Here is a 10,154-nt window from a genome sequence, read left to right as displayed (position 1 = left end):
CTGTCGTTCAGCAGCACGTCGCCGGTCGCCACCAGCACCTTGCCCTTGGTCACCGACGCCGCGTCGGAAACCGCTACCGGTGGATTATCCATGTCTCATCTCCCGGTCGGCCGCTGCGCGCCGCAGCGGCCGACGCTTTTTGGCAGAAGCCAAGTGGCGCCATGATGAATTGCAACGGGTGCTGGCCTCCGGGACGGCGGAGGCCAGTGCCATGATGGAAGCTCCAGATCTCTACTGCATGAACCGCCTCGCAGGTGCCGTATTAGTCCAGCCATGCGGCGTGCTGCTCCTTCATGTCAGCGCCGGGATCGCAAAGGCCTCACGAGCAGGTCGCCCGGCATTCTGGCCATGCGGGAGGCAATGGCACGGCCGAGCTGCTGCATCGGATGCTCCAGAACGCCATGCAGCACCCAGGCGACCAGCACCGTGACGCCCAGCGTTGCCAGGGTGAGCAGCAGGCCGAAGCCGAGGGCTTGCGCCGGCCCCAGGTGCTCCGGCAGGAAGGGAAACACCGCATGGCCGAGGACGCTGAGCACCACGACATGCAGCAGGTAGATTCCGAAGGACAGCCTGGCCAGAAGTTCCATGGGTGCCGCGTGGAAGAAGGCGCGTTCCCGCCCGTGCAGCAGCAGCACCACGCCGACACCGGCCGCCAGGGATTCCAGCACCACCACCAGGGGCGGTGCGAAGGCGGTGGGCGCCAGCAGCCGCCGCGAGAACATGAAGACCAGCACCAGCGCGGCCAGCAGTGCGACACGGGGCCAGCCGCCCATCTGCCGCAGCAGCGCCGCCACCTTCCAGCCCCAGCGCGGCACCAGTGCGCCGACGAAGAAGCAGAACAGGAAGACGTTCATGTAGTGCCACTGCATTGCCCCGCCGGGCGCCAGGAACATGGCTGCGACGAGCAGCGGCGCCGTCACCATGGCGCGTGCCGGGGTCAGCGAGAGCCAGTACAGAAGCGGGAAGACAGCGGAAGCCAGGATCTCCACCTTGATCGACCATGCCGGCCCGTTGAGGGTGGCGCTGCGGCCCTGGGCATTCGCCAGGAATTCCGCCGGCAGGCTCGGCAGGTCGATCTTGTAGCCATCGTTGAACCAGCCGGTGGCCTGCGAATAGACATGGGGCTCAAAGTAATAGAGCTGCAGCAGCGCGGCGGCGGCGGCGGTGAAGAGCAGCATCGGGTAAAGGCGGAAGCCGCGCTTGACCAGATAGCCCAGCACCGCGCCGGGATGGGCGGGCGGGTCACGGTCCAGGGAAAGAGCCAGAACCGTGCCGCTCAGCACGAAGAAGAATGTCACATAGGCTGGCCCGTTGGCCACCGCCAGCAGCAGGTGCTGCAGCACCAGCCAGGGGTTGCCGAGGTCCAGCGGAAGAAGATGAGGGTTATCCGCCCCATTGACCCTGAAGACGAGCAGGCCGTGGAACAGGACGACCAGCATGGCGGAGATGCCACGGCCGACATCCAGGGACTGGGTCCGGTTCCTGACCCGCTGCGCCACGGTCGCTGACATCGTCATCCCTTTCTTGGGGGCTGCACGGAAGGTTTCCGCTCATCAGGCGATGGCGGAGGATGACGCGGGCCTGCGCGCGGGGCGCAATGCCAGCCGAAGATGATGGAGAAGGATCACCAGAGCCGCCCCGATGAGCAGGGCGCCGAGATACTTGCCCATGGCGAAGCTCAGCATGTGGGACGCATAGGCGGCGACCGAGCCGAGCTGGATCGCGATGGCGGCGCTGATCGTCCACGGCCGCGGCCGGGCCACCGCCAGGGCATAGGCCAGGATATCGGCCAGGAAGAAGTAGCGCTCATGCATCTTCGGCAGCACGTAAGGCATGGCGGCCGCGACCGTGACCGAGAGCAGCAGCAGGTCAGCGCCCTGGAGCCGGCGCCAGCGGATCGACAATGCGCCGAAGCCCAGAGCGATGAGCACGGCGGCCACGGAGCCGATGAGCACACCTGTCTCATAGGAGATGAGGCGGGTGTATTGCACAAAGGACCAGGGGTTCGGCGCGTTCATGGAGAGCCAGCGATAGGCCCCTGCCTGCTCCAGATATATGGTCGCAAGGCTCCAGGCCGGGCGGCCGGCGAGCCATGCCGGCAGCATCATCGCCGCATAGGCCAGCACCGGCAGCGGGAAGTAGCGCGGGCTGACCCGGTAGGCGAGCACCATGTAGAGCAGGAAGGGGGCGATGAAGACCGCCTGCAGCTTGAAGGCCACGGCCATGCCGAAGGCCAGCATCATCGCCGCCCAGCGCTCGCGCAGCGCGAAGGCGACCGACAGCGCCGCCAGCGCCGACCAGACCATGTCGGTCTGGCCCCAGGCCGGGCCGTTCAGCACGACGCTTGGAATCAGCAGCGAGGCAGCCGCGCCCAACAGGGCCGCCCCGGGGGAGGCCAGCGCGCGCAGCAGGTAGTAGATGCAGCCCGCGCAGAAGAAGGCACCCGCGACCGAGACGAGCTTCACCAGGAGGAAGGGCGACACCCAGTCCGATGCCGCGCTGGCCAGAACCAGAAGATAGAGATAGGGCGGCGAGTAATTGGCGAAGCCGTTGACGCCTTCGATCTGGACCTGGAGCGGCGCTTGCAGGGAAGCCCTCGCGCCATGCTGGATGATGTGCTCCAGCCAGGGCACGAACCACCATTCCACATCCGTGGTCCGCCAGCCGATCAGCCCGGAATAGGCCAGCCAGACCAACAGGATTATGCCGATGAGCAGCACCGCGCGCGTTGGCAGCGGCAGGCTCGGCTGCATCGCGGATCGTGCTGGACTTGTCATGTGACATTCTCCTGCATGCTTCATGAATCCCATCAGACCCGCGCCGCCCGGTCCCGCGGCCCGAAGGTGAACAGGTTGTGCCCGAAGTAATTGAGTGCAGCGCCGAGGCCGATTGCCGCCGCATGGGCCGCGGCCTCGGCGATCTGCACATCGGCGCCGAGCTGCACCGCCAGGTGGAGAAGGACGACCGCCAACAAGGCCACCACGGCGGAGGAGATGACGTTCACGGCGAAGAAGTCCCGCGCCTGCAGCAGGATCGGCCGTTCGGAGCCTGGGAACACGAAGCCCCGGTACAGCACGAAGCCCGCCAGCATGCCGATGGCCGCAGCCGTCAGCACAGCGGCAAAGAAGGGCAGCACCCAGGAGAGCGGGAAGCGCGCCAGCCAGTTGATGGCCGCCGCACCACCGCCTGCCAGCAGGAAGCGGGCAGGCTTGGGCAGGCTGATGAGAAACACCAGCGCCTTCGGGCTCATCCGAAGAGGCCGGACCAGGCCAGGATGAAGGAGCCGAACATGACCGCGCCCAGCAGGATGCTCGGCTTGTCCCGCACGGCGAATGCGACTGGGTCGTCATCCAGTTCCCCGCGTGCCGCCATCAGCCAGATGCGGGAGATCCACAGGAACAGGATCAGCGGAAAGGCCCAGAGCCAGGCGGTGTTGCCGTAGAAGGTCTGCCGGAAGGCGTCGAAGATGACATAGAGGACGAGGGTGACAACCGCGCCCATGCCGGTGGAGGGGCCGAGGACCAGCAGCAGGGGGCTGTCCGCGTCCTGGTAGCCCCGGTGCGCCAGCCCCGCCGTTCCGCGCTGGGCAGCCCGCACCAGCTCGACATACCGCTTCGCGAAGCAGAGTGACGAGAACAGGAACATCGAGAAGACCAGGAGCCATGGCGAGGCGAAGACGCCGGCACTGGTGATGCCGAGCACGAGCCGCAGGGTGAACAAGCCGGCCAGGACAGTGACGTCCAGGATCGGCACCCGCTTGAAGGCCAGCGAATAGCAGACGGTGAGCGTCAGGTAGCAGATCGCCGCCAGGGCAACCATGGGCCCGATCGCCGCTGCCAGCAGCAGCCCGATCGCGATGCTCGCCGGCGCCGCCACCAGGGCCAGGCCAACCGACAGCCGGCCCGACGGCAGCGGGCGCTTGCATTTCGACCAGTGCTTGCGGTCGGCCTCGATATCCCAGAGGTCGTTGAGGAGATAGGTGCCGGAGGCGATCAGGCTGAGGGAGATGAAGGACAGCGCCACAGCGGCCAGCGGGCCGGGCTGAAGGATCGTGCCGCTCAGGATCGCCGGCACAAAGACAAGAAGGTTCTTCGCCCACTGGTGCGGCCTGGCGCTCTCCAGCAGGGCAGGAACCTGCGCCCATGCCCCCGCGTGGCTCCCGGCAGCGCCGGGCGCGTGCTTCGTCAGCCGGCTTCCGGCAGGCCGGACAGGCGACCGTTTGCCAGCCAGGGCCGCACCGGCGATGTGCACATCGGCGCCCTGCGCAGACGTATCGCTATCCGAGGGGTTCATGACGATGCCCTGCTAGATGATCGCCCAGACAATGCGGTGCGGGACCCCCATCGTCATCTTCTCTTTCGGATAGACGCCGTATCAAAAGGGCTAGTCCCATTATGGGACTTTTCTTCACATACGCTTGCGCGCATCATTGTGTCCAAGGCCTGCTGAAACCAGCCTTCACCCCGCCGGATGCATGAACGGGCGCGGGACCGACACGGGGTCGAATGCCGATGCACGACGACGGGACAATCCGCACCGCCGCACGGCTATGCCAGCCGCCATGCCGTGACGATGCGGCGACGCGCGTCGCGGTATTCGACCTGGACGGAACCATCTCGCGCCGGGATCTCTTCCTGGTCTTCCTGATGGAAGCCGCGCGGCGGCTGGGTCCTGCCCGGCCGATGCGCACGGCGTTGCTGCCGTTGCATACGCTGAACTACAGCTTGCGGCGCATCAGCAATACCACGCTGAAGATTGCTTATCTTGATGCTGTTCTCGGGAACCGAGAGCAGAAGATGCTGCAAAGGGTCGCGAGGGAATTCGCGGCGCGCTGCCTCTTCCGCGAGATCAAGCCGGATGCCCTGCGGGTGATGGAACTGCATCGGCAGGCGGGCGACGCGCTGGTGCTGGCTTCCGCCAGCCTAGACCTTTATGTGGAGCCCATCGGGCGGCTGCTCGGCTTCGACGCGACGGTCTCGACCCGCGTCGCCTGGACCCCAGATGGAAGAATCGCCGGCGCCCTGGATGGCGGCAATCTCCGCGGGCCAGCAAAGCTGGTCGCGGTGCGGGAGCTGCTGTCCCGTAAGTTCCCGAATGCAGAGGATCTCGTCGCCTATTCGGATCATGAGAGCGATGTTTCGCTGCTGGCGGCGGCGGGAACCGCGGTCGTGGTGGACCCGACCCGCAAGATGCGCGAGGAAGCCCGCAGGCGGGGATGGCCGGTCGTGGACTGGAGCGGCACCGGCTGGCCGGACGGCGGACGATGGATCATGCCGCCGGGGCCCGTCGGCCGGCAGGCCTGAAAGCTGGCAGGAACTGGCGCTACTCTTGAACAGGGACCGGGCTATCCACGGCCGTGGCTGATGGGCGGTTGGGAGCGGCCCCGCGCCATGCGGAGCCGCCGTTCATGTCAGATAGGCGGTCCGCAGTTGTGAGGCGATCCTGGTCCAGTCGCAGCGGAGCATGGCAGCGGCATGAGCGGCGGCGGCGCGCGCCTTCCACTCGGCTGGCGCAAGGTTCTCGGCTTTGTGCAAGGCGGCGGCCACGGCTTGCGCCGAGTGGTCGTCAATGGGCAACCCGGCCTGTTCCGCCATGACCAGCGTGCGGAGCCCGCTGCCCGCCGTGACGATCAACGGCAGGCCGAGCAAGGCAGCTTCCAGAGCGGCGAGGGGCACGCCTTCGTAGCGCGACGACACGACGAAGTAGTCGCATTCCCGCAGCACTGCATCCCGCGCGGCACCGAAGCTGGGGCCCATGACCTGGACCCTGCCGGCGATGCCGAGGCGCTCCGCCATCTGCATGAGTTCTCCGCGCGCCTCGCCGGTGCCCATCATGGTCAGCCGGCCGGTTCCTCCGGCCTTGTGGTAGCTGGCGAAGCCTTCCAGCAGCAGGTCCAGCCCCTTGTGGGCAATCGCGTAGCGGCCGCAATAGCCGAAATGGGGATAATCGGCGGATACCCCTCGCGGTGCCGGGCTGGGCGGCGCCTCGCCCAGGGTCGAGGAATAGGCGCCGTTCCCGATGATGCGGATGCGGGCGCCCGGCGCGATCCGCCGCAGAATCGCGGCCTCCTCATCCGACAGCGCCTGCACGAAGCGGGCGCCCTCCAGAAAGGATCTTTCGAAGAAACGCAGGTAAAGCGCGGTGTTCCGCTTCACCACCTGGCCCGCCGGATCATAGACATGGGAGAAGCGGCCATGCACCGTGACGGCATAGGGGATGCCACGGCGGCGCAGCACCCGCCCCAGCCCGGGCAGCATCGGCTCCCGCCCGCCATGGATGTGGCAGAAGGTGCCGGCACCGGCGCCGGCGAGCAGCGCCTCGATGCTCCTCCGCGACAGATGCAGCGCATGTCCGCGCATTACCGGGCCATCGAGGCGGATGACCTGCGTCGGGCAGGATTGATCCGTGACCTGCACCGGCCTGCCATGGGCGAGGAGCACCAGCCTGGCCCGCTCGCCGGCAGCCTGCTGCTCCCGCGCCAGGGCCCGCGCGACGTTGTGCACCCCGTTGGCCTCGCTCGGGTGGCCATTGCCGTCCAGCACCGCCACATGCCGGATATCCAGCCTGCCGGCGCCCTTGAACTGGCTTGCGAATGACGGCCCGGCAGGCGAGCGGACGGGCGCGTTCATGGGCGGCCTTTCGGTGGAGAGGGCTGCATGGATGCCGGTACTATTCGGCGGCCATGGCGGTTGCTTCCGGCATGGCGGGGGCGTCCAGGACTGCCTTGGAACTCCGCCGCTGCGCGCCGAAGGCCCATTCGAGGTAGAGCGCCGTCGCCGCCATGCCACGGTCGAAGTCGAAGCGCGGCGCGTAGCCGATCAGCCGCCGCGCCTTCTCCGAGTCGACCAGGGCCTTCGCGGTATAGAGGCGCAGCAACTGCGGGTCCGGCAGATGGACCATGCCGGTCGGGCGGCTGCCATCGCCGAAATAGGCCCGGCTCACCAGGTCGTAGACTGGCTTCGGCAGGGCATCGAGCCCGGATTGCAGCAGGCTCCGCACCGCCGGCACGCGCACCGCGATCTGCACGATCTTCTTCGGGTTGCGGGCAACGAGCTTGATGTCATGCATCAGGCCGCTGTTCTCCCGCGCGATCTCGGCGGCCGGGCGATACTCCGGCCCCTTGATGCGAAGGGCCCTGGCGAAGGCCTCGAAGAACCGGCCCCAGGTCACCGTCTCCGGGCCGGAGATGACGAAGCGCTCGCCCACGGCTTCGGGCCGCTGCGTCATCAGGATCATGGCATCGACCACGTCATCCACATGAACCGCATTGCAGAGCCCTTCGCCCCGGTCCGGCAGGACCACCGTGCCGTAGAGCAGCATCTCCGCTGGCGCGATGGTCCAGGGGCGGGAGAAGGGGCCATAGACGATGGTCGGCTGGATGATGGTCCCTTTCAGGCCCTTCTCCCGCACCGCGTCCATGACCGCCTTCTCCAGCTCCAGCTTGGTACGCGTATAGAGCCAGGACTTGTCGCCATCCCGGGTCTCCTCGGTCAGAGGCCCGTCCGGCAGGGGCTCATAGACCGAGAAGGTGCTGGTATAGACGAAGCGCTGGACCTTCAGCGCCGCGCAGGCGGAGATCAGGTTGCGCGTTCCCACCAGGTTGTGGCTGCTGGAACGCGGGTCATAGGCGCAGTGGAAGACGAGCTGAACATCCTTCAGCGCCTCCGACACCCCCGCCGCATCGGTCAGGTCGACCTTGTGGATCTCCACCGGAAGCCGCGCCAGCCGCACGGCGGCGCCCATGCTCCGTACCAGGCAGCGCACCTCCGCGCCCTGCTCCAGCAGGCGCTCGGCCAGCCTGCCGCCGATGAAGCCGGTGGCGCCGGTGATCGCCACCTTGGTGCCGGGCGGCACCATCACCGAGGCATCCTGCAGCGTGGCCTCTTCCCAGGGCATCTTCAGGGGCTCGCGCCGGGCATAGCAGGCCTCGATCATCTCGATCGAGCGCAGCCCCTCCGCCCCGTCCACGCCCTGCTGGCGGCCGCTCAGGATGCTCTTGCGGAAATCGGCCAGCTCGCCGCCGAAGAGATCGGGGAAGCGCTGTTCCGGGAAGGCGCCCACGCCCATGCCATCTGATTTGAAGGCGCGCACATTGTCCGAGCAGGAGAGCACCTCGTTCCGGTAGAGATGCAGCTCCACATAGCCCTTGCTGCCCTCGATGCGGCAGGTGTTCGGCAGTTCCCGGCTGCGGCTCAGCTCGATCAGCCCATGCCCGCCGGAGGGCAGGTCGAGGTCGATCAGGCAATCCGCCTCCACGCCGGTCCGGGCATCGTCGCGGTAGCGGGAGACGCGGGCATCGCCCAGCCACCACAGCACCTCGTCCAGCGTATGCGCGCCGGTGTCCATCAGCACGCCGCCGCCGGCGAGACCCGGCTTCAGCAGGCCGTCGGTGCTGGTGGCCCAGTTGAAGACGAAGCCTTCCCGCACCTCCACCTGACGGATGGTGCCGAGGATGCCGGAGGCGATCAGCGCCTTGGTCCAGCGGGTGATGTGCAGGTAGCGGCGCAGCAGCCCAACCGAGAGGATGGTGCCGCGCTCGGCCGAGGCCCGCAGCATCTCCCGCGCATCCGACGACGCGGTCGCGAGTGGCTTCTCCATGAAGACATGCTTGCCGGCGGCGATGAGCGCCTTGCCGATAGGCCCGTGCAGCGCGTGCGGCGCCGCGACGATGGCGGCATCGAAGGAGGCGGCGGCCTTGGTCCAGTCCGCTGTCCTGATGAGCGTCTTGCTGCGCCCGGCGATGGCCGCCGTGGCGGCGAGGTTCCGCTCGGAGGGGTCAACGAGCACCTCCGGCCGCCAGCCGATGCGGCGCAGGGCGGGCAGGAGATGGTGCTGTACGACCGCACCGCAGCCGATGATGGCGAGCCGTGCTGGCTTGGTCTCAGACATCGTCAATCCTTTTCAGATCAGCCGCCATATCGCTCCCCGGCCATGCCTGGAGCTCCTTCCAGAGGATGTCGGTGGCCGGCATTTTGGGTCCGGAACGCTTCGGTGCTGAGGGATATTTGGTGGTAACCAGTCCGGCGCCGCGGCGGCCTGCTCTTGCCCGCCGCATGCTTCGGCTCCGTCAGGGGCTGGCCATAGCGCGTTCTGTATCGGGGAGGGCGGCTGCCTGGTCCGGCCAGGCCGCCGGGCCGGGGCCCGCGCCGGAACTCAGGGCCGCCATGCCGCTGTAGCCACGTGGGTTGCGGGCGCGCCAGGCATAGGCGCTGCGCACGATGTCATCCAGCGCGCCGAGCCGTGGCGCCCAGCCTGTCTCGCGCCGCAGGCGCTCGTTGGAGGCGATGAGGATGGCGGGATCGCCGGCCCGCCGGGGGCCCAGCACATGCGGCACCGGGCGCCCCGCCGCGCGCTCCACCGCCGCGATCACCTCCAGCACCGATGCGCCGGTGCCGCTGCCGACATTGTAGCGGCAGGAAGGGCAATTCTTCAGCCGGTCCAGCACGCGCAGATGCGCATCCGCCAGGTCGGCGACATGGACATAGTCGCGAATCGCGGTGCCATCCGGCGTGTCGTAGTCGGTGCCGTGGATCGCCAGCGGCCGCCCCAGGCCCAGGACGGCATTCACCGCACAGGGGATGAGATGGGTCTCGGGGCTGTGGTCCTCGCCCAGCCGCCCGCCGGGATCGGCGCCCGCCGCGTTGAAGTAGCGGAGCGAGGCGGACCGGAGCCCGTGGATGCGGTCCGCCCATTCCAGCGCGCGCTCCGCCATCAGCTTGGATTCGCCATAGGGGGAGACAGGGTTCTTGCGCTCGTCCTCGCCGATCGGGATGTTCTCGGGGCTGCCGAAGAGCGCGGCGGTGGAGGAAAGGACGAGGCGCATCACGCCGGCCTTCACCGCCTCCTCCGCCAGGGCAAGGGTATTGCCCAGGTTCTCCCGGATGTAGCGCATCGGCTCGCGCATGCTTTCATCGACCAGGGAGATGGCGGCGAAGTGCAGGATGCCGTCGAAGCGCCGGCTGGCCATCAGCTCCCGCAGCAGGTGGCGGTCCGCCGCGTCCCCGACCACCAGCTCCGCGCCGGGCGGGACGGCCAGGCGGTGGCCCTGGCGCAGGTCATCGAGGACAACGACCTCGTCGCCCCGCTCCAGAAGGGCGAGGACGACGTGGCTGCCCACGTAGCCGGCGCCGCCGGTGACAAGAAAGCGTTCCATA

General features: G+C 68.0%; 8 protein-coding genes. 1 reads left to right on the top strand and 7 read right to left on the bottom strand.

Going from position 1 to position 10,154, the window contains the following annotated elements; translation table 11 throughout:
- Positions 1-296: 296 nt before the first annotated feature.
- The 4 genes from EBE87_RS21810 to EBE87_RS21795 are packed head-to-tail and all read right to left on the bottom strand — an operon-like array spanning position 297 to position 4,293.
- Positions 297-1,511 (bottom strand): acyltransferase family protein, encoded by a 1,215-nt coding sequence (locus tag EBE87_RS21810; protein ID WP_158600820.1) that lies wholly within the window; start codon positions 1,509-1,511, stop codon positions 297-299.
- A 42-nt stretch (positions 1,512-1,553) separates the two neighbouring features.
- Complete coding sequence (locus EBE87_RS21805) at positions 1,554-2,777, bottom strand: hypothetical protein (RefSeq protein ID WP_147425960.1); 1,224 nt, start codon at positions 2,775-2,777, stop codon at positions 1,554-1,556.
- Between the two features lie 32 nt (positions 2,778-2,809).
- Entirely contained in the window at positions 2,810-3,250 is a 441-nt protein-coding gene (locus EBE87_RS21800; protein ID WP_120637130.1) for a GtrA family protein, read from the bottom strand.
- Positions 3,247-4,293 carry a UbiA family prenyltransferase gene (locus EBE87_RS21795; protein ID WP_120637131.1) on the bottom strand — a complete coding sequence of 349 codons (1,047 nt, stop codon included), beginning with the start codon at positions 4,291-4,293 and terminating at the stop codon, positions 3,247-3,249. Before EBE87_RS21795 ends, EBE87_RS21800 begins: the two co-directional genes overlap by 4 nt.
- A gap of 212 nt (positions 4,294-4,505) precedes the next feature.
- Between EBE87_RS21795 and EBE87_RS21790 the strand changes: the two genes are divergently transcribed.
- Positions 4,506-5,303: an HAD family hydrolase gene (locus tag EBE87_RS21790; RefSeq protein WP_120637132.1), complete on the top strand. Its 798-nt coding sequence runs from the start codon at positions 4,506-4,508 to the stop codon at positions 5,301-5,303.
- A 102-nt stretch (positions 5,304-5,405) separates the two neighbouring features.
- Here EBE87_RS21790 and EBE87_RS21785 read toward each other — a convergent pair whose 3' ends face one another.
- The 3 genes from EBE87_RS21785 to galE form a co-directional block, all read right to left on the bottom strand.
- Entirely contained in the window at positions 5,406-6,629 is a 1,224-nt protein-coding gene (locus tag EBE87_RS21785; protein WP_120637133.1) for a glycosyltransferase family 4 protein, read from the bottom strand.
- A 40-nt stretch (positions 6,630-6,669) separates the two neighbouring features.
- On the bottom strand, positions 6,670-8,889 hold the full coding sequence (locus tag EBE87_RS21780) for an NAD-dependent epimerase/dehydratase family protein (protein WP_120637134.1): 2,220 nt from the start codon (positions 8,887-8,889) through the stop codon (positions 6,670-6,672).
- A 178-nt stretch (positions 8,890-9,067) separates the two neighbouring features.
- The gene (gene galE / locus EBE87_RS21775) at positions 9,068-10,153 is read right to left on the bottom strand and encodes a UDP-glucose 4-epimerase GalE (protein ID WP_120637135.1); all 1,086 of its coding nucleotides are present in this window, start codon (positions 10,151-10,153) and stop codon (positions 9,068-9,070) included.
- Between the last annotated feature and the right edge of the window lies 1 nt (position 10,154).

It is taken from the genome of Teichococcus wenyumeiae (assembly GCF_003696345.1).
GTDB classification, from domain to species: domain Bacteria; phylum Pseudomonadota; class Alphaproteobacteria; order Acetobacterales; family Acetobacteraceae; genus Pseudoroseomonas; species Pseudoroseomonas wenyumeiae.
This window is presented reverse-complemented; position numbering and strand designations above follow the sequence as displayed.